20 protein-coding genes are annotated in these 18,968 nt (G+C 75.6%); 9 read left to right on the top strand and 11 right to left on the bottom strand.

The annotated features are described in order from the left end of the window. The first annotated feature begins 21 nt into the window (after nt 1–21). Nucleotides 22–882, top strand: a complete 861-nt coding sequence (locus tag ACFPK1_RS22355; protein ID WP_378023153.1) for a polysaccharide deacetylase family protein — start codon at nt 22–24, stop codon at nt 880–882. Between the two features lie 12 nt (nt 883–894). Here ACFPK1_RS22355 and ACFPK1_RS22350 read toward each other — a convergent pair whose 3' ends face one another. Next, entirely contained in the window at nt 895–1,386 is a 492-nt protein-coding gene (locus tag ACFPK1_RS22350) for a pyridoxamine 5'-phosphate oxidase family protein (RefSeq protein WP_378023152.1), read from the bottom strand. A 45-nt stretch (nt 1,387–1,431) separates the two neighbouring features. After that, on the bottom strand, nt 1,432–2,247 hold the full coding sequence (locus ACFPK1_RS22345; RefSeq protein ID WP_378023151.1) for an NAD-dependent epimerase/dehydratase family protein: 816 nt from the start codon (nt 2,245–2,247) through the stop codon (nt 1,432–1,434). 184 nt (nt 2,248–2,431) lie between these two features. On the opposite strand from ACFPK1_RS22345, the gene ACFPK1_RS22340 reads away from it, so the two are divergent. Continuing rightward, complete coding sequence (locus tag ACFPK1_RS22340; protein ID WP_465252226.1) at nt 2,432–3,097, top strand: biliverdin-producing heme oxygenase; 666 nt, start codon at nt 2,432–2,434, stop codon at nt 3,095–3,097. A 4-nt stretch (nt 3,098–3,101) separates the two neighbouring features. Here ACFPK1_RS22340 and ACFPK1_RS22335 read toward each other — a convergent pair whose 3' ends face one another. From ACFPK1_RS22335 to ACFPK1_RS22320, 4 genes are all read right to left on the bottom strand, one after another. Further along, nucleotides 3,102–3,731, bottom strand: coding sequence for a class I SAM-dependent methyltransferase (locus ACFPK1_RS22335; protein WP_378023149.1), 630 nt, complete (start codon nt 3,729–3,731; stop codon nt 3,102–3,104). Nucleotides 3,732–3,825: 94 nt separating this feature from the next. Then, a complete protein-coding gene (locus ACFPK1_RS22330) occupies nt 3,826–4,122 on the bottom strand; it encodes an EthD family reductase (RefSeq protein ID WP_378023148.1) in 297 nt (98 codons plus the stop codon). A gap of 91 nt (nt 4,123–4,213) precedes the next feature. Beyond that, nucleotides 4,214–4,663 carry a DUF6918 family protein gene (locus ACFPK1_RS22325; protein ID WP_378023147.1) on the bottom strand — a complete coding sequence of 150 codons (450 nt, stop codon included), beginning with the start codon at nt 4,661–4,663 and terminating at the stop codon, nt 4,214–4,216. A 97-nt stretch (nt 4,664–4,760) separates the two neighbouring features. Next, entirely contained in the window at nt 4,761–5,897 is a 1,137-nt protein-coding gene (locus tag ACFPK1_RS22320) for an alpha/beta fold hydrolase (protein WP_378023146.1), read from the bottom strand. Between the two features lie 318 nt (nt 5,898–6,215). Here ACFPK1_RS22320 and ACFPK1_RS22315 point away from each other — a divergent pair, with 318 nt between their 5' ends. Further along, nucleotides 6,216–6,929 carry a hypothetical protein gene (locus ACFPK1_RS22315; RefSeq protein WP_378023145.1) on the top strand — a complete coding sequence of 238 codons (714 nt, stop codon included), beginning with the start codon at nt 6,216–6,218 and terminating at the stop codon, nt 6,927–6,929. Between the two features lie 85 nt (nt 6,930–7,014). Here the strand turns inward: ACFPK1_RS22315 and ACFPK1_RS22310 are convergent, their stop codons facing one another. Then, nucleotides 7,015–7,320 carry a hypothetical protein gene (locus tag ACFPK1_RS22310; protein WP_378023144.1) on the bottom strand — a complete coding sequence of 102 codons (306 nt, stop codon included), beginning with the start codon at nt 7,318–7,320 and terminating at the stop codon, nt 7,015–7,017. A gap of 272 nt (nt 7,321–7,592) precedes the next feature. Between ACFPK1_RS22310 and ACFPK1_RS22305 the strand changes: the two genes are divergently transcribed. Continuing rightward, complete coding sequence (locus ACFPK1_RS22305) at nt 7,593–8,543, top strand: alpha/beta hydrolase (RefSeq protein ID WP_378023143.1); 951 nt, start codon at nt 7,593–7,595, stop codon at nt 8,541–8,543. Nucleotides 8,544–8,593: 50 nt separating this feature from the next. After that, a complete protein-coding gene (gene npdG / locus ACFPK1_RS22300) occupies nt 8,594–9,295 on the top strand; it encodes an NADPH-dependent F420 reductase (protein WP_378023142.1) in 702 nt (233 codons plus the stop codon). A 60-nt stretch (nt 9,296–9,355) separates the two neighbouring features. Here the strand turns inward: npdG and ACFPK1_RS22295 are convergent, their stop codons facing one another. Beyond that, complete coding sequence (locus ACFPK1_RS22295) at nt 9,356–9,694, bottom strand: DUF3140 domain-containing protein (RefSeq protein WP_378023141.1); 339 nt, start codon at nt 9,692–9,694, stop codon at nt 9,356–9,358. A 25-nt stretch (nt 9,695–9,719) separates the two neighbouring features. On the opposite strand from ACFPK1_RS22295, the gene ACFPK1_RS22290 reads away from it, so the two are divergent. Beyond that, nucleotides 9,720–12,548 carry an ATP-binding protein gene (locus ACFPK1_RS22290; RefSeq protein ID WP_378023140.1) on the top strand — a complete coding sequence of 943 codons (2,829 nt, stop codon included), beginning with the start codon at nt 9,720–9,722 and terminating at the stop codon, nt 12,546–12,548. A gap of 62 nt (nt 12,549–12,610) precedes the next feature. Beyond that, the gene (locus ACFPK1_RS22285) at nt 12,611–13,435 is read left to right on the top strand and encodes an alpha/beta fold hydrolase (protein WP_378023139.1); all 825 of its coding nucleotides are present in this window, start codon (nt 12,611–12,613) and stop codon (nt 13,433–13,435) included. A 50-nt stretch (nt 13,436–13,485) separates the two neighbouring features. Here ACFPK1_RS22285 and panB read toward each other — a convergent pair whose 3' ends face one another. Further along, nucleotides 13,486–14,316: a 3-methyl-2-oxobutanoate hydroxymethyltransferase gene (gene panB / locus ACFPK1_RS22280; protein WP_378023138.1), complete on the bottom strand. Its 831-nt coding sequence runs from the start codon at nt 14,314–14,316 to the stop codon at nt 13,486–13,488. Between the two features lie 114 nt (nt 14,317–14,430). After that, nucleotides 14,431–15,621 carry a cytochrome P450 gene (locus ACFPK1_RS22275; protein ID WP_378023137.1) on the bottom strand — a complete coding sequence of 397 codons (1,191 nt, stop codon included), beginning with the start codon at nt 15,619–15,621 and terminating at the stop codon, nt 14,431–14,433. 112 nt (nt 15,622–15,733) lie between these two features. Between ACFPK1_RS22275 and ACFPK1_RS22270 the strand changes: the two genes are divergently transcribed. Then, nucleotides 15,734–17,335 (top strand): alpha/beta hydrolase, encoded by a 1,602-nt coding sequence (locus ACFPK1_RS22270; protein ID WP_378023136.1) that lies wholly within the window; start codon nt 15,734–15,736, stop codon nt 17,333–17,335. 47 nt (nt 17,336–17,382) lie between these two features. Beyond that, nucleotides 17,383–18,726, top strand: coding sequence for a type I glutamate--ammonia ligase (gene glnA / locus ACFPK1_RS22265; protein ID WP_337703100.1), 1,344 nt, complete (start codon nt 17,383–17,385; stop codon nt 18,724–18,726). Nucleotide 18,727: 1 nt separating this feature from the next. Here glnA and ACFPK1_RS22260 read toward each other — a convergent pair whose 3' ends face one another. Beyond that, entirely contained in the window at nt 18,728–18,931 is a 204-nt protein-coding gene (locus ACFPK1_RS22260; protein ID WP_378023135.1) for a DUF4177 domain-containing protein, read from the bottom strand. Nucleotides 18,932–18,968: the final 37 nt, after the last annotated feature.

The following is an 18,968-nucleotide window of genomic DNA, read 5'->3' as shown; positions in this document are numbered from 1 at the left end:
CGATGGGACGGTTGAGACTTGATGCTCACCCCGAGGCAGCGCGTCATCCTGCGCCAGATCGTCAGCCCGCCCTACATCTACCGGTGGGCCGGGCTCCTCACGACGCTCGCGCTGATGACCGGCGTGACGTTCGTGGTCCTCAGCGACGTCGGCTCGCGCGAGGTGCTGGCCACCGGGGCGGCGCCCGCCGTGTCGACCGGACCGGCCGGGCGCCCGGTGCGGTCGGCGGCCGACGCCCCCGCGCTCGGCATGCCCGGCATGGCGCGGCCGGCGATCACGCCGTCGCTGCTGACCGTCACCGACTCGAGCGTCGACCGCCCCGCGGTGGCGCTGACCTTCGACGACGGGCCGACCCCGCAGTACACGCCGCAGGTGCTCGACCTGCTCGCCGAGTACAACGTCAAGGCCACGTTCTGCACCATCGGCAACCAGTCGGTGGCCCACCCCGAGCTGATGCAGCGCATCATCGCCGAGGGCCACCGCCTGTGCGACCACACGATGACCCACGACGCGACCGTCGGGCAGAACCCCCACGACCTCATGAGCCGCCAGCTCGGCACCAGCAGGACCACGATCGCCGGCTCCGTGGACCCGCCGGCCACGATCGACTACTTCCGTGCCCCGGAGGGGGCGTGGACCCCGGCGCTCGACCAGGTCGCGGCCGAGACGGGCATGCGGCCCCTGGGCTGGTCGGTGGACACCCTGGACTGGACCCAGCCCGGGACCGCCGCGATCGTGAACAGCGTCAAGCAGGGCATGCACCCCGGCGCGATCGTGCTCTTCCACGACGGCGGCGGCCCGCGCGAGCAGACCGTCGAGGCCGTGCGTCAGCTCCTGCCCTGGATCCAGGAGCAGGGCTACCAGACCGTCTTCCCGAGCTGACGCGCTCGGCGGTCAGTGCTTGCGGACGACCTTCTCCTGGGCGCCCTCCCGCCAGGTGGTGACGTCCATGTGCTCGTCGCCGACGGCCACCGACGCCGCGCCGACGATGTCCGCGCGGAGGAACTGGTCGAACCGCTGGCCCCGCAGGTCGAGCCCGATGTCCGCGTAGACCGCCTCGGCGAACCGCTGGTGCAGCGCCTCGTCGCGGACGTCCTCGACCCGGCCCCACAGCTTCGCGTCGCCGTCGGAGACCTGCGTGTCGACCGTCGCGGTGTGCAGCGCGAAGCGCGGGTCGGCCTGCAGGTCGGCGAACTTCGCGGTGTGCGGCATGCCGACCAGCCACAGGTCGCCCTCGAGGAAGCGCGGCTCCATCGGGCTGATGCGCGGGAAGCCGTCGGGGCGCAGCGTCCCGAGCATGCAGAGGTTGCCCGTGGCGGCGTGACGGCGGGTGAAGACCTCGGCGATGCGGGGCGCGGCCGCGGCGAAGTCGGTCCAGAGAGCCATGCACCGCACGGTAGGGGTGACCCCCGACACGGCTCGTCGATCCCGTCAGGACAGGGCGTCGCGCACGATCCGGTCGAGGGTGGAGCGGCGGGCCGTCCAGCCCAGCTCGTCGCGCGCCTGCACCGGGTCCACGGTCACCGCCGGGGCCTCGGGGGCCGCCTCGCGGTGGCGCACCGGCACCGGTCGACCGGTCGCCCGGGCGACGGCGTCGAGCACGTCGAGCACGCTGACCGGGCGCCCGCTCCCGATCGGCACCGCCCGGTACGACCCCGGCGCCGCCACGGCGAGGGCGGCGACCACGGCGTCGGCGGCGTCCGCGACGTGCACCAGGTCCCGCACCGCCGACCCGTCGCCGTTCACCACGAACTCCTCGCCCCCCGCCGCCGCGGCGAGGACCGCCGGGAGCAGGCGGCTGCGGTCGTCGTCGCCCGGTCCGGCGACGTTGGCGAAGCGCAGCGACACCGCGCCCACCGCCCCGGTCCCCGCGACGTCGCGGAGGGCGACCTCGGCCGCCAGCTTCGAGGCGCCGTACGGATGCGCGGGGGGCCGGTCGCCCGCGAGCGCGGCCGTCGAGGCCAGCACGACCCGCGCGCCGGGCCGCAGGGCGTCGAGCACCGCGAGCGTCCCGCCGACGTTGGTGCGCCAGGTGCCGAGGGGGTCGGTGCGAGAGTCGCGCACCCGCACGACGGCCGCGAGGTGGCACACGGCGTCGACGTCCGCGAGCGCCGCGGCGACCTCGGCCGGGCGCGCGAGGTCCGCCCTCGCCCGCGTCACGGGCGCGACCGTGTGGTCCGCCGCCGCGAGCGCGGCCACCACGGCCCGCCCGACGAACCCGCCCGCCCCCGTGACCGCGACCCGCACGCCGGCCACCCTCGCAGGTCGAGCGCGTGGCCCTATCGGCGTGCTCAGTAGGACACGGACACTCAACGTCTGCGACGCCACGCCGCTGACACGGGGACGCGCCGAAGTGAGGGTAGCCTTACCGCGCCGCGGACCCTACTGTCGACCTCGACCGGCGACACCCGGCCACCCCCGGAGGCGGACCGTGAGCGTGAGCGAGCAGCAGCCCTTCTCCCAGTCCCTGCGTCGGGCGACGGCCGCCGCCCACGACCGCGCGCACCACTCGCGCTACATGGACGCCCTCTTCGGCGGGCGCCTCGCGCTCGCGGACTACGGCACGCTCGTCGTGCAGTACTGGCACATCTACGCCGCGCTCGAGGACGGCGCCGACCGCCTCGCGGACCACCCGGTGGTCGGCGGGTTCGCGGTGGACGCGCTGCGCCGGCGCGACGCGATCGCCGCCGACCTGGCGTTCCTGCGCGGCCCCGACTGGGCGGACGAGCTGCACCCGCTGGCCAGCACGGCCGCCTACGCCGCCCGCATCCGCGAGACCGTCGAGGCGTGGCCCGGCGGCTGGGTGGCCCACCACTACACCCGCTACCTCGGCGACATCGCCGGCGGGCAGGCGGTCCGGGTGCTGCTCGAGCGCCACTACGGGGTCACCGGCGACGGGGCGCGGTTCTACGACTTCGCCGCGCTCGGCCCCGTGCCGCCCTTCCGGACCCACTACCGCGCACTGCTCGACGCCGCCGCCTGGGACGACGTCGAGCGCGCCCGGATCGCCGACGAGGCGTGCCACGCCTTCGAGCTCAACATCGCGATGCTCCGGGAGCTGGCCGACACGGTGCCGCCGGAGCACCTCGCCGCCTGACCCGTCACACGCGGCGGGCCACCGCCAGCCACGCCGGCAGGTCGACGTGCCCGCCGACGGGCACGCGCAGCGTGTCGGCCTGCGCCTCGTCGGGCACGCGCCCGCGGTAGGTGCTCTCGCGGAGCTCCTCGAGCGTCCAGCCGGGGCGCGAGAACGCCGCGCGGATCTCGTCGTCGGTGACCTCGGGACCGAACGCGGGGCCGGGCGCCAGGCCGAGCAGGACGACGCGGCCGCCGTCGACCACGACGTCGCGCAGGGCGTCGGCGTACCGGGCCTGGTCGTCGCCGTCGAAGATGTGGAACAGCGCGCTGTCGAGGACGGTGTCGAACCCGCGCAGCTGCGCGGGGTCCATCGCGTCGGCGACGACGAACTCCGGGTCGACGCCGTGCGCGGCGGCGACGGCGCGGGCGCGCTCGAGGGCGGCCGGGGCGGAGTCCGCGCCGACGACGTCGTAGCTGCGCTCGGCGAGCAGGACGGTGTGCTCGCCGGTGCCGCAGCCGAGATCGAGCACCCGGCCGCGGAGCAGGCCCTCGGCCTCGGCGGCGACCACGGCGGGCTGGGGCTCGCCGATGATCCACGGAGGCTCGCCGGTGAGGTAGGCGTCCTGGAAGCGGGACGGTGCGGGGGTGGACATGGGGACCTCCTGGGCTCGGTCGACGACGTGATCGTCGGTGTCGACCGAGCCTCGGCCCTCGACCTCGCTCGAGGTCAAGGGCCGGGGCGGGAGATCAGTCGTGGGCGATGAACATCGTCACGCCGGCGCCGGCGAAGTTCGGGACGTCGGCCACCGCCGCCTGGCCGGCCTCCGAGCCCAGCGCGCCCTGGAGGGTCTCGAGGGAGTCGAAGGCGAGTTCGGCGATGAGGTGGTAGGGCGGCGGGTTCTCGTCCAGCGAGACGGTGTGGCGATAGGTGAAGGACTTCACGTCGGGGATCGCGTCCGCCAGGGGGGCATGCGTCTCGCGGTAGTACTTGTCGAACGCCGCGGGGTCGTCGGGGTGGTGGTACAGGACCGTGAGGATGTGCATTGGATCACTCCATCACGAACGACGGCCCCGGAGCCACGGTCTGTTCGTACAGTCCGCGGCGCCGGGGCCGTCGTGGGGGAGCGGGGAGGGCTCAGACGCGCGCGTGCTTCTCGATCACGGCGCCGAGGCCCGGGAGGGCCTCGATGACGTTCTCCTGCGCCTTCGGGCGCAGCTTGCTGTAGATCGAGGTGATCGCGCCGCGGCTGCTGCGCTCGGCCCGGCGGTCGGTCACCGTCAGCAGGGCCTCGGAGGCCTCCTGCGGGCGGGTGCCGAGGAACGTGCCGAAGTCGCCGGTGGCCTCGGTGGTGTAGGTGGTCCAGAAGGGCTCGAGCTGCTCGACGAACTCGTCGAGCATCTTGTCGAGCGCCTCGCGGACGATGCCGGGCTTGATCTTCTTGAGGCCGGCGTAGCCGGTCTTGACGACGCCGCCGGAGAGGCCGCTCTTGTTCGCGACCTCGGAGTCGACGAGGCCCTGCAGGTCGTCGATGACGGCGCTGCGACGGTCGGAGTCGAGAAGGCGGGCCTTGAGCGTCTCGGCCATCGGTGTCCTTCCTCGGGGAGCAGGGGAGCGGCGCCGACCGTACGGGAGCCCAGGGTCCGGATCTCCACCAGGGGCCGCGGAACGACACGCGTGTGGTTCACGCGTCGTGGTCGGCGAGGAACTCCTGGAGGTCGCGCCACGAGTTCTCGCGGGCGCGGCGCCCGGCGAGCACACCGAGGTGCCCGCCGGGGCGCACGACGAAGCGCAGGTCGGGGCTCGCGGTGAGCAGCTCGGTGGCGCGCTCGACGGAGGCGACCGGGGCGATGACGTCGTCGGCGCCCGCGATCAGCAGCACCGGGACGTCGACGTCGGCCAGCCGCACCGGCCGCCCGGCCAGGCGCAGCTCGTCCTGCGCGAGGTCGTTGGAGCGGACCACGTGGTGGTAGATCTGCCCGAACGCCCGGCCCGGGTAGGCGGTCATGCTGGCCATGAGCAGGTCCACGGCCTCGATCTGCTCGAGCAGCTCCCGGTCGTCGAGGTGGGTCGCGAGGGTCACCGGCTTGGTCAGGTAGCGCTCGACGCTGGTCAGCTGGAACGCCCACTTGACGGCGGTGGCGGGGAACGAGCCGAGCGTGCGGTACGCCGCGGAGAAGACCCGCCCGCCCGTGTACTCGGCGACCGACCGGAACGGCGCCACGAGCGGGACCGCGGAGACGTCCACGGGCGACGCGAACGCGGTGACCGACCGGATCGGCGCCCCCGAGATCCCGCTCGCGGCCGCGAGCAGCGTGAACAGGCCGCCGAGGCTCCAGCCCGCGAGGTGGACCGCGCGGTCGCCGTGGCTCTCGGCGATGGCGTACAGGGCCGCCGGGACGATCTCGTCGACCCACAGCTCGAGGCCCCGTCGCCCCGCGGCCGGCCCGGTGGCGTCGTAGGTGACGATGACGACCTCGCGCCCGGTCGCGAGGAGGTCCTCGACGAGGCTCGCCCCGCGGCGCAGGTCGAAGGCGAAGTCCGGTGCCCCGAGCGGCGGGACGAGCAGGAGCGGCGCGAGCGCGGGGTCGGTCGGCGCGGTCGGTTCGTAGCGGTACACCGTGTAGCCGTCGCCGTGGTGGATCGGCAGCCGCGGCATGCGCCGGGTGTCGGCGAGGTGGCCGTGGGCCGCCCAGTCGCGCACGTTGTCCCACGCCCGGGCGGCCGTGCTCGCGGGGACGCCGGCCAGCCCGGCGAGGGCGGGCAGCGCGCCGCGGGGGGCCCGCTCGGGGGACGGGTCGTCGGACTGCTCGGCGGTCACGCGCGCCGATGCTAAGGCCGCCGGGGCATCCGTGACGGCCGCCGTCACTCACGCGTCGTGGGACCGGTTCACGCTCGGTGACCCCGGAGGAGGGGTGCCGACGCCGTTCCCGCAGCTCGGAGCCCGATCCGAGGTGCAGCGCGCTGCGCCGTCCGGGCGCCGCCCGGTCCGCCCGATCGTCAGAACCACCGTCACGACCGCGGCGCGTTGGACCAGGTGGCGCCGCCCCGGGATCTGCGCCCGGGGCGGCGAGGCGCTCGCCGCGCACCCGCGGCCGAGAGCGCCGCCGGGTCGCCGAGGATGAGGAGAGAACGCGCCGTGAGCCTGTGGGAGCCCACCTCGGCGGTCACCGACGAGTCGACCCGCGCCCCGCAGCCCCACAGCGAGACGCCCTGCGACCCGCCCCCGCTCCCGCGCGGGGAGCGCCGCGCGCGGCTGTCCCGGATCGCGGCGGGCTTCGGCGTCGGGATCATGGGCGCCGCCTCGCTGACGACGGCGGTGTACCAGACGACCACCCAGGCCTCGACCGCGCTCGGGATGCCCGGCGCGGTCGACGAGCTCGACAGCCCGCTGCCGTGGGCCGCCGCGCCGGTCGCGGCGGCCGGGACCGCGCTCCCGTCCTCCACCACGATCGTTCCGACCGTCGCGGACCTGGCCCTGCGCGCCGACCAGCAGCCGCTCCCGGCGCCGTCGCCCGCGGCGGCCGGGCCGGCGTCCGCGGGGCCCGCGCCGGCGGTCGTCGCAGCGGCCCCGGAGCCCGGACCGCGGGCGGCGCCCCCGGCCCGCGGGACCGCCCGCCCGTCGTCCCCGGGGACCTCGTCCGGCACCGGTCGCCCGACGACCTCGCCCGGGTCGAGCACCCCGGCGCCCTCGAGCCCGACCTCGTCGCCGGAGACGACCACCCCGGCGCCGTCGGAGACGCCGAGCGAGACGCCGAGCGAGACGCCGTCCGAGGCGCCGTCCGAGACCCCGAGCGAGACGCCTCCGTCCTCGGGGACGAGCGGGACCACGACCCCCGCCGGCGACGGCTGAGCCCGCCGACCGCTCCCCGCGAACGCCGACGGCCCCGCCCCCGGGAGGGAGCGGGGCCGTCGGTGTGCGGGACCCGGTGTGCCGGTCAGCCCAGGGGGCGACGCAGCGCGGTGCGGCGCTCCGGGCGCAGGTGGTAGACGACCGCGGGCAGGACCACGACGGCGACGAACGGCAGCCCCACCAGCGGCAGGACGAACAGCAGCGCCAGGCCGACGAGCATCACGACGAGCGCGGTCAGCGGGTTGGTCGCGATCTCGCCGAGGCGCACCAGGCTCGGGTGCCGGCGCGCGGCGGTGCCGACGCGACCGGCGACGCCGGCCGGCGTCGGGCGCGGGGCGGCGGGGACGGGGCGGGGGAGGGTCGGGGCGGTGTTCGGCCAGGGGAGAGCCATCGCGAGCGTCGGTCCTAACGGGGTCGTGAGGGGGTCCAGCGGGGCGCGTCGGGGAGCCGCGCCGGGGCTCGCGGCCGGGTGGGGCCGGAGAGCTCCGGGGCGTCGCGGGGATCGACACCGGGATGACGCCCGTGCGCCCCGGGTGGTTCCCGCCGTTCGGTATCGATTCGGCAACGGCGGGTCCCCGTCGTCGCCGACCATCATCCTCGCGTCACCCGGATGGCGGCAGTGCCCCGAGCAGGTGAACTGCTCGGCATCCTAGGGTGAGGCGAATGACCGGCGTACCCGACCGTGCCGACGAGGACACACTCCGCGCACCCCTCGATGCGGGCGTGCGCGCGCTGCTCGACCGGTGGGCGGACGAGCCGGCGATGTTCGCCGGCACGGCACCGGGGACGACCGACGGCGTGCCCGAGGCGCGCGCCCGGTTCGCCGCGCAGATGATCGAGGGAGCGGGGCGCGCACCGCGTGATCCGGAGGTGCGCGAGGCCGGTGGGGTCACCGTCCGGGTGCACCGGCCGGCGGAACGCGTCACCGACGTCCTGGTCGTCTTCGTCCACGGCGGCGGCTGGGTGCTGGGCACCGGCGACGCCTACGACGCGGTGGCCGCGCGGCTGGCCGACGACCTCGGGGCGGTCGTCGCCGCCGTCGACTACCGGCCCGCGCCCGAGCACCCGTTCCCGGCGCCGCTGGAGGACACGCTCGCCGCCGTGCGGGCGCTGACCGGGGACGGCACCCGTTACGCCCTCGTCGGCGACAGCGCCGGCGCCAACCTCGCCGCGGTCACTGCCCTGACGCTGCGCGAGGAGGGCCGGGCGCCGGCCGCCTGCCTGCTCGTCTACCCGCCGCCGGACTTCGAGGGCCGCTACCCGTCGGTGGCCGAGAACGCCGAGGGCCACTGGCTCACGGCGTCCGACGTGAAGACGTGCTCGAGGCTCTACCTCGCGGGCCACGACCCTCGCGGCGACGTCCGGCTCTCGCCGCTGCGGGCGCCGTCGCTGGCGGGGTTCGCGGCGACGATCGTGGCGACGGCGGGCTGGGACCCGCTGCGTGACGCCGGTCATGCGTTCGCCGACGCGCTGCTCGCGGCGGGTGTGGACGCGCGCCGGCGCGAGCACCCGACGCTGGTGCACGGCTTCTACGGGTTCACTGCCGCGGTGCCCGCCGCCGACACCGCCGTGGGCGCGCTGCACGCCGAGCTCGCCGAGCTGCTGGGGCGCTGATCGTGGTAGGAACCCGTCCGATCTGACCGTCCGTGGCAGGGAGCGTCCCCGTGAGTGCACCGTCCTCGTCGGACCAGCCGATCGATCCGACCGCGTGGACGGTCGGCGTCCTGGGTGGCACCGGCAACCAGGGCAAGGGGCTGGCGCTGCGCTGGGCCGCCGCCGGGATCAAGGTGATCGTCGGGTCGCGCGCGGCCGAGCGCGCCGAGAACTCGGCGCAGGAGTACTGCGACGCCGCCGGCGTCGACCACGTGCGCGGCGCCGACAACGCGACCTGCGCCGCCGAGGCCGACATCGTGCTCGCCGCGATCCCGTGGGAGTCGCACGCCGAGACCCTCCAGGGCCTCGTCGAGCCGCTCAAGGGCAAGATCCTGATCGATTGCGTCAACCCGATCGGCTTCGACAAGAAGGGCCCGTACCCGCTGCCCGTCGAGGAGGGCAGCGTCGCCCAGCAGGCCGAGCAGCTGCTGCCCGAGACCCGGGTGACCGCGGCGTTCCACAACGTGTCCGCGGTCCTGCTCGCCGACCTCGAGCAGCCGCGGGTCGACTGCGACGTGCTCGTGCTCGGCGACGACCGCGAGGCCACCGACGTGGTGCGGGCCCTCGCCGACGCGATCCCCGGCGTGCGCGGGGTCTACGGCGGGCGGCTGCGCAACGCCTACCAGGTGGAGTGCCTGACCGCGAACCTCATCGCGATCAACCGCCGGTACAAGGTGCACGCCGGCATCAAGATCACCGATCTGGATGGCTGACGCCACGTGAGTGATCCGGGTTGCCCTGGCGACCCGGATCACTCACGTGGCCGGAGGCCATCACTTCAGCGGGTCGTGGCCCCAGTTCATCAGCGAGTAGCGCCACTTCGACGTCTTGAGCTCCTCCGTCGACGGCTTCTGCTTCAGGTGCCGCGCGACGTAGCCGTGGACCTTCTTCATCGCCGCGAGGTCGTCGTCATCGAGGTCGCCCTTGTTCTTCTCCAGGATCTCGACGATCCGGCGACCCATGTAGTGGCCCGTCGACTCGTCGCCGTCACCCGACGACTGCCCCACCGACTGCGACTCGTCGGTGCCCAGCCAGTCCTTCAGCTCCTTCGAGCCCATGTTGACGACGTCGTCGAACTCGGAGCGGATCTCATCGGTGCTCTTGTCGGCCATGGGCCCGGTTACCCACGCTGACCCGGTGCAGGCAGGTCCGGGGAGCGCACCACTCGTCGGGCGCGACGACGAGCTCGGCGCGCTCGTCGCGGCGGCGCTGTCGGGCGGCGGCGGGGTCACCCTGCTCGCCGGCGAGGCGGGCAGCGGGAAGACGCGGCTGCTCGACGAGGTCGCCGACCGGGCCGCGCGCGCCGGCGCCCGCGTGCTGCGGGGCCACGCGGTGCCGGGCGGGGGTGCGTTCCGTCCGCTCGCCGAGGCGCTCGCCCCGGCCGCGGACCCGGCGCTCGCACGCGACGAGCGCGTCGCCGCCTTCCGCCCGGTGCTCGCCCGCATCCTGCCGGCCTGGACCGCGGGCGGCGTCGACGCGGTCCACCTGGTCGACCCGGTGCTCGTGCTGGGCGAGGCGGTCGGCGAGCTGCTCGGGGTGATCGCGGGCGACGGCCGTGCGGTCGTCGTGCTCGACGACCTGCACTGGGCGGACCGCGACACCCTCGCCGTCCTCGAGTACCTGGCCGGCCGCCTCGAGGGCGCCCGCGTCCGGGTGCTCGGCTCGATGCGTTCCGACGAGCACCCGCCCGCGGGCCTCGCGCCGCTGCGCCGGGCCGCCGGGGTCGGGACGGTGGACCTGGGCCGCCTCGCCGGCGACGACGCCGCGCGCCTGGCGGAGGCGGTGGTCGGCGGCGCGCTGTCGGTCGAGGTCCGCGAGCACGTCGTGGGCGCGGCCGAGGGTCTGCCGCTGCTGGTCGAGGAGCTCGCCGCCCGCCTCGCCGAGTCCGGGGCGATCATCCGGCGCGACGGGCGCTGGGCGGCGTCGGGCCCGCTGCCGACCGAGGTGCCCGAGGCGTTCGCGGAGACCGTCGCCGAGCGCGTCGTCGCCCTGGACCCCGCCGACCGGGACGTCGTGCGGGTGGCCGCCCTGCTCGGGCGGGACCTCCCGTGGGACCTGCTGCCCACCGCCGCCGGGACCGACGCCGCCGCGGCCGCGGGGGCACTGCGGCGCGCCGTGGAGGCCCGCCTGCTCGTCGCCGGGCCGGACGGGGTCCTGCGCTGGCGCCACGCGCTGACCCAGGACGCGGTGCTCGCCGGCCTCACCGGCCCCGAGCGTGCGGTGCTCGCCGCCCGCGCCGCGGGGTCGCTCGACCGGACGGACCTCGCCGGGCCGGCCCTGGCGCGCGTGGCCGAGCTGCACGCGCGCGGCGGCGACCCCGACCGCGCGGCCGCCCTCCTGCTCCGGCACGCCCGCGAGCACCGCGCCGCCGGCGCGCCCGCCGCCGCCCTCGGTGTCCTGGAGCAGGCCACGGCGCTGGCGGGGGCGACCCACCGCGTGCCGGTCGCGGTGGAACGGGTCGAGGTGCTCTCCCTCCTCGCCCGCCCCGACGCCGCGCTGGCCGTGGGCGCGCCGCTGCTCGGGGCCGCGGCCGGCGCGTCGCGCACCGCACTGGCCGTGGCCCTCGCCCGCGGGTGCGTGGCCGCCGACCGGCTCGACGAGGCCCGCGCGTTCCTCGACCGGGCCGGCGACCCCGACGACCCGGGCGTGCTCGCCCTGTCCGCGCACGTGGCACTGGGGTCGGGCGACGTCGGCGAGGCGCTGCGGCTCGCCGGGGCGGCCGTCGACACCGCGGTCGACACCACCGTCGAGGCCGGGGGGCACCCGGAGGCGGCCTGCGAGGCGCTCGAGGTCGTCGGACGGGTGCACCGGCGCACGGACCCGGAGCGGTCGGCGGCCGCGTTCCGGCGCGCGGCCGACCTCGCCGAGCGGCACGGGCTCACCGACTGGCGCATCCGCGCGCTCGCCGAGCTCGGCGTGGCCGACATCTTCGGCACCGGCGACGGCGAGCCCCTGCGCCGCGGCGCCGAGCTCGCGCGCGAGGCCGGCATGCTCGCGACGGCGGCGATGCTCGAGGTGCAGCTGATCGCGGTCGCGAACGGCCGGCAGGGCCCGGTCGCCTCGGGGGTGGACGCGGAGCGGGTCGCCCAGCGCGCCGGGCGCCTCGGGCTGCGCGGGCTGCAGGGGCACGCGCTGGCGTTCGTGGCGCGCGGCCGGGTGTTCGCCGGCCGGATCGAGGAGGTCGACGCGCTGCTCGACGAGGCGGCGGCGCTCTCGGCGAACCCCGTGCACGTCGAGAGTGCCCGCGCCCTCGCCCGGGCCCACGACCGCTGGCTCGCCGGGGACGTCGCCGCGGCCCTGCCCGCGTACGACACCGCGATCGACGTCCTGCGCCGGGCCGAGGGCTCGAACCCGACCCCGTCGTGGGGCGAGCGCGCCCTGCTGCGCACCGCGCTGGCCCCGGAGGACGACGGCCCGCGCGAGGAGCTGCGCCGCTCCGACGTGCTGGTCCAGTCCCTCAACCGCGGCGCCCTGCACTGGTGCGACGCGGTGGCCGCCGCCGCGCGCGGCGACGATCCGGCCCCGGAGCTCGCGGCCGGCGACGAGCTCCTGCGCCACCGGCCGTTCTTCCGGCACCTGCTGCGCGGCTACCTGCTCGAGGGCACCGTGCTCGGGGACACCGTGCTCGGGGACCCTCTCCCGGTCCTGCACGAGGCGCTGGCGTGGGCGGCCGGCACCGGCGAGGTCCGGCTCGCGGAGTGGTGCCGGGAGCGGCTGCGGCAGCTGGGCGCGCCCGTCCCGCGCCCGCAGCGCGACCACACCGGGGTCCCGCCGGAGCTGCGCGCGGTCGGGGTCACCGGGCGGGAGATGGAGGTGCTGCGCCTGGTCGGCGAGGGGCTGGCGAACCCGGAGATCGCCGCCCGGCTGCACCTCTCGCGGCGCACGGTCGAGACCCACGTCGGGAACCTGCTGGCCAAGACGGGGGCGCCGAGCCGGGGCGCGCTGCGGAGCCGGGTCCCGAGCTGAGCGCGCTGGATCCGTGTGGCGCACGGAGTCGCCGCCGCGTCGGGGCCAGCAGGCTCGACGCCATGACCGAGACACACGAGATCACCACGGGCACCGTCGACGTCGAGGGCGTCCGCCTGCACTATCGCGAGCGGGGCACCGGCGCCCCGGTGCTGCTGATGCACGCCGGCGGGTTCGGGGAGTGGTTCTCCCCGGTGTTCGAGGAACCCGCCCTCGACGGGGTGCGCCTCGTCGAGATGCACCGCCCCGGCTACGGCGGGAGCTCGACCCCCGAGGGCCACGTGACCTTCGCCGACGACGCCCGCTACGCCCGCCTGCTCCTGCGCGCGCTCGGCATCGAACGGGCGACGTGGGTCGGGCACTCGTCGAGCGCGAGCATGGCGCTCCAGGCCGCGATCGACACCCCGGACGCGGTCGAGCGCCTGATCCTGCTCGAGCCGGCGCCCAGCCCCGCCGGCCCGTCGTCGGAGGAGCTCGTGCGCACCGCGGTCGGCCCCGCGATCGGCGCGGCGCAGGCCGGCGACGTCCGCGGTGCCACCGCCATGTTCATGACCGGGGTCTGCGGGCCGGGGTGGGCCGACCTCGTCCGCGAGCGCCTCGGCGACGACGCGGTCGAGCGGCTGATGCGCGACTCCCGCTTCTTCCTCGCCGACGAGGTCGTCGCCGCGATGGAGTGGCCGATCGACGAGGAGACCGCGGCGCGGGTCACGGCGCCGACGACGCTCGTGTACGGCGACTCCGGCGCGACGAAGGCGCACGAGGAGACCACCCGGCAGCTCGCCGCGTGGATCCCCGGCGCCGAGCTGGTCGCCCTGCCCGGCGTCGGGCACGCCATGACCCTCGAGGACCCGGCCGCGGTGGCCCGGCTGGTGGCTGCCGCCACGTGAGTGTTCTGGGTCGCTCCGGCAACCCAGATCACTCACGTGGCCGGAGGCCATCAGTCGAAGCTGTGCTCCGGGCCGGGGAAGGAGCCCTCGCGGACCTCGCGGGCGTAGGTGCTCGCGGCGTCGGCGAGGACCTCGCCCATCGCCGCGTAGCGCTTGACGAACTTCGGGGTCCGGCGCGACGGGTCCGACAGCCCGACCATGTCGGTCCACACCAGGACCTGCGCGTCGGTCTCCGGGCCGGCGCCGATCCCGACGGTCGGGACGGCGATGTCGGCGGTCACGCGCTTGGCGACGTGCGCGGGGACCATCTCGAGCACGACCGCGAACGCGCCCGCCTCGGTGACCGCTCGGGCGTTGGCGATGAGCTTCTCGGCCGCGTCGTCGCCGCGGCCCTGGACCCGGTAGCCGCCGAGGGCGTGCTCGCTCTGCGGGGTGAAGCCGAGGTGCGCCATCACCGGGATGCCGGCGTCGACGATGGCCCTGATGCGGTCAGCGTAGTGCGCCCCGCCCTCCAGCTTCACCGCGTGCGCGCCGCCGGCCTTCATGAACTCGATCGCGGTGCCGACGGCCTGCTCGACCGAGACCTGGTAGCTGCCGAACGGGAGGTCGGCGACGACCAGCGCGTGCGGGGCGCCGCGGACCACGGCGCGGGTGAGGATCAGCAGCTCCTCGGTGGTCACCGGCACCGTCGTGTCGTAGCCGAGCACGGTGTTGCCGGCCGAGTCGCCGACGAGGAGGACCGGCACCCCCGCCTCGTCGAAGATCCGCGCCGTGTTCACGTCGTACGCCGTGAGCATCGGCCAGCGCTCACCGCGGGCCTTCATCTCCTGGAGGTGGTGGACGCGGGTGCGCTTGCGTGCAGGGGCCTGCGGTGACGTCATCGTCGTCCGTCCTTGCCTCGAGGCCCGCCGAGAGCGGCGGGTCCCCGGGTCGTCGGGGTGGATGAGCACACGGTGTCACCGCGCGAGCGCGCCGACCGCTCGCTGGGACCAGCCTCACAGCGCGGGCGGCCCCCACGTCACCGGGAGGTCGGTCAGGCCCCGGAACACCCAGCCCGACCAGGCCTCCTCGCGCCGGGTGTCGGTGCGCAGGCCGGGCAGGGCCGCGTAGAGCCGCGGGACCGCGATCTCGCCGACGGCGATGCGTGCCGCCCAGTGCCCGGGGCAGAGGTGCACCCCGCTCCCGAAGCCCAGGTGCGCGCGCTGCGAGCGGGCGATGTCGAAGCGCTCGGGGTGGTCGAACACGGCGGGGTCGCGGTTGGCGGCGCCGATCACGACACCCAGGATCGTCCCGCGGGGCAGGTCGACGCCGTCGAGCACCGTCGCCCGGGTCGTCTCGCGGGGGTACATCCCGATCGGGGAGAGCCACCGCAGCGCCTCGTCGAACACGACCGGCCACAGCGCGGGGTCGGCGAGGACGCGGTCGCGCTGCTCGGGGTGCCGGCTCAGCGCCCACACCATGTTGGTGATCATGTGCTGGGGCTCGTTCATGCCCCCCGAGATCGTGAGCTTCACGTTCGCCCGCACGGCCGGCTCGGGGAGGCCGCCGTTGACCAGCGCCGAGGTCATCGAGGGGTCCGGGTGGCGCCGGAGGTGCGGGATCAGCGCGTCGAGGTGCTCGTCCACCTCCCGCTGGGCGGCGTCGCACCGGGCCCAGACGTCCGGGTCGTCGCCCAGGTTCCCGATCCCGGCGATGAAGGCGTGCGACCAGCGCTGCATCCCCTCGGGGGTCGCCTCGGGGAGCCCGAGCAGGTCGACGAGGTTGCGCGCGGCGACGGGCGCCGCGTAGTCGCGGTTCAGCTCGGCCCGCTCGGGGCCGCGCTCCCGCAGGACGTCGAGCTGGCTCTCGGCGTTGTGCGCGAAGCGCGGCACCCACGTCGCGCGGATGCTCTTCGCGCGCAGGCCCGGGTTGATCGGCGCGCGTTCCGCCTCGTGGCGGGGGTCGTCCTGGCGCAGCATGGGCTTCGCGCCGAGCGCCCTCGCCATCGTCGCGCCGCTCCCGCTCACGTCGGCCGAGTACGTGGCCTGGTCGGCCTCGACGGCGCGGCACGCGGCGAACCCGGTGACGAGGTGGCGTCCCAGCGCCGGCACGCGGACCACGGGCCCCTGCGCGCGGAGCCGGGCGTACGTCTCGTAAGGGTCGCGGAGCATCGCCGCGACGTCGACCCAGTCCGCCGTCGCGGTCATCGCGCTCCTCGGATCGCACCGCCAGGGAGGCGACCAGGGTCGGGCGAGCACACCGCCGCTGTAAAGGTGCCCGTCACCGGACGATCACGGACCCCGTGGGAAGGTGACCGCCGTGCGCGCCACCCTCCGCCGACGCCCCCTCCGACGCCGGGGCAGCACCCTGATCGCCACCGCTCTCGGGGCCGCGGCCGTCGTGCTCGCGGGGTGCGCGCAGGTGGTCCCGGGGGTCGCGGTGCCCGACCCGGCCGCGAGCGCCCCGCCCGGGCTGGAGCGGTTCTACGGCCAGCAGCTCGCCTGGGGGCCGTGCGCGCCGTTCGCGGCCACCGAGGAGGACCGCCAGATCTACGCGGACCCCGCGCTGCAGTGCGCGCGGATGGAGGTCCCGCTGGACTACGCGCAGCCCGACGGGCGCACCGGCTCGATCGCCGTGCTGCGCCACGCGGCGCCGGCCTCGCCGCAGCGCCTCGGGTCGCTGGTGCTCAACCCCGGCGGGCCGGGGGCGTCGGGCATCCAGACCGCCGCGTACCTGTCGACGTCGCTGGCCCAGACCGAGGTCGGGCGCCGCTTCGACGTCGTCGGCTTCGACCCCCGCGGCGTCGGGGAGAGCGAGCCCGCGATCCGGTGCCTCGAGGGTCCCGAGCGCGACGCCGACCGTCGCGACGACGACACCGACGCCTCGCCGGCCGGGGTCGCGCAGACCGAGGCCGAGGAGCGCGGGACCGTCGACCGCTGCGCCCAGCGCACCGGGGTCGACGTGCTCGCCAACGTCGGCACCCGTGACGTCGCGCGCGACATGGACGTGCTGCGGGCGACGCTGGGCGACGCGCAGCTGACCTACCTCGGCTACTCCTACGGCACCCGGATCGGCTCGACCTACGCCGAGGAGTTCCCGCGCAACGTGCGGGCGATGATCCTCGACGGCGCGCTCGACCCCGACCAGGACCCGACGGTCGAGCTCATCGAGCAGGGCCGCGGCTTCCAGGGCGCGTTCGACGCCTTCGCCCGCGACTGCACCACCCGCCCGAACTGCCCGCTGGGCCAGGACCCGGCGCAGACGACGGCGGTGTACCAGCAGCTGACCCGCCCGCTGATCGACGCGCCGCTCCCGCTGCCCGACGGCCGCGTCCTGTCCTACGGGGACGCCCAGCAGGGCACGATCAACGCGCTGTACGTCGAGGCCTACTGGCCGCGCCTGAACCGGGCGCTGACCGAGCTGCGCGCGGGCCGGGGCAGCCAGCTGATGACGCTGGCCGACGAGTACTACGAGCGGAACCCGGACGGCACCTACGCCTCGTCGCAGGACGCCTTCGAGGCCATCCGCTGCGTCGACGACCCCCGGGTCACCGACCCGGCCCAGTCGCTCGCGCGGGCCCAGGCCTACAACCAGGCCGCGCCGTTCCTCGACAGCGGGCGCGGGGCGTCCGCGGCGCGCGACAGCTGCGCGTTCTGGCCGGTGCCGCCCACGAGCCAGCCCCACATCCCGCAGGTCCCGGGCCTCGCGCCGCCCCTGGTCGTGTCGACCACCGGCGACCCGGCGACGCCGTACCAGGCCGGTGTCGAGCTGGCCCGCGCGCTGAACGGCTCGCTCCTGACGAAGATCGGCGACGAGCACACCGCGGTGTTCCAGAACTCGCCGTGCGTCGACGACATCGCGACCCGCTACCTCATCGACGGCACGCCGGCGCCGCCCGGCGCCACCTGTCCCGCGACGTGACCCACCCTCGTCTTCCGGGCGTCACACCGCGCACTTAGGGTCGGCCCATGGATCGCCAGCAGGAGTTCGTCCTGCGCACGCTCGAGGAGCGCGACATCCGCTTCGTGCGGCTGTGGTTCACCGACGTGCTCGGTTACCTGAAGTCGGTGGCCGTCGCGCCCGCCGAGCTCGAGGGCGCGTTCGCCGAGGGCATCGGGTTCGACGGGTCGGCGATCGAGGGCTTCGCCCGCGTCTACGAGTCGGACATGGTCGCGAAGCCCGACCCCGCGACGTTCCAGGTGCTGCCGTGGGAGACCGCGGGCGGCGGGCACTACTCGGCGCGCATGTTCTGCGACATCACGATGCCCGACGGCTCGCCGTCGTGGGCCGACCCGCGCCACGTGCTGCGCCGCGGGCTCTCGCGGGCCGCCGAGGCGGGGTTCACCTGCTACGTGCACCCCGAGATCGAGTTCTACCTGCTGCGCGACCTGCCGGGCGACGGCACGCCGCCGGTCCCCGCCGACACCGGCGGCTACTTCGACCAGGCGAGCCACGACGCCGCGCCGCACTTCCGGCGCCGGGCGATCGAGTCGCTCGAGGCGATGGGCATCTCGGTCGAGTTCAGCCACCACGAGGGCGGGCCGGGCCAGCAGGAGATCGACCTGCGCTACGCCGACGCCCTGACGATGGCGGACAACATCATGACGTTCCGCTACATCGTCAAGGAGGTCGCGATCACCCAGGGGGTGCGCGCGTCCTTCATGCCCAAGCCGTTCACCGAGCACGCGGGCTCGGCGATGCACACGCACATCAGCCTGTTCGAGGGCGACCAGAACGCGTTCCACGACGCCGCCGAGCCCTACGAGCTCTCGAAGACCGGCAAGGCGTTCGTGGCCGGCATCCTGCGCCACGCCCGCGAGATCTCCGCGGTGACCAACCAGTTCGTCAACTCCTACAAGCGCCTCATCGTGGGCGGCGAGGCCCCGACCACCGTGTGCTGGGGCCACGCCAACCGTTCGGCGCTGGTCCGCGTGCCGATGTACTCGCCGGGCAAGGCGTCGTCGCGCCGCGTCGAGGTGCGCACGATCGACACCGCGGCGAACCCGTACCTGGCGTACGCGGTGATCCTCGGCGCCGGGCTGCAGGGCGTGGCCGAGGGCTACGAGCTGCCGCCGGCCGCCGAGGACAACGTCTGGATGCTCTCCGAGGGCGAGCGCCGGGCGATGGGCTACGAGACGCTGCCGCAGAACCTCGACGGCGCGCTCGCGGCGATGGAGCGCTCGGAGCTCATGGCCGAGATCCTCGGTGAGCACGTCTTCGACTTCTTCCTGCGCAACAAGCGCGCGGAGTGGGACGCCTACCGCCGCAACGTCACCCCGTACGAGCTGGCGACGTACCTGCCGACCCTCTAGATCAGACCGGTCGCTCGAACGTGACCAGCAGGCCGTCGACGCCGCCCGGCCCGAGCCGCCCCTTGACGTCCGCGCCGGTGATCGTCCGGAGCTGCCAGCCCTCGGCGGCCTCCTTGTTGAGGACCTTCTCGAGCTTGTCGTCGGACAGCTTGCCGCCCATCAGGCTCTCGCGGAGCTGGACGACCTTGTACTCGAAGCGCTGCATGTCCCCGATCCTGCCAGTGGACGCGCCGGTCACCGGC

Origin of the sequence: Actinomycetospora rhizophila (assembly GCF_042657905.1) — a bacterium.
Lineage (GTDB): Bacteria > Actinomycetota > Actinomycetes > Mycobacteriales > Pseudonocardiaceae > Actinomycetospora > Actinomycetospora rhizophila.
The sequence above is the reverse complement of the archived record's forward strand: the minus strand, read 5'-3'. Positions and strand labels throughout refer to the sequence as shown.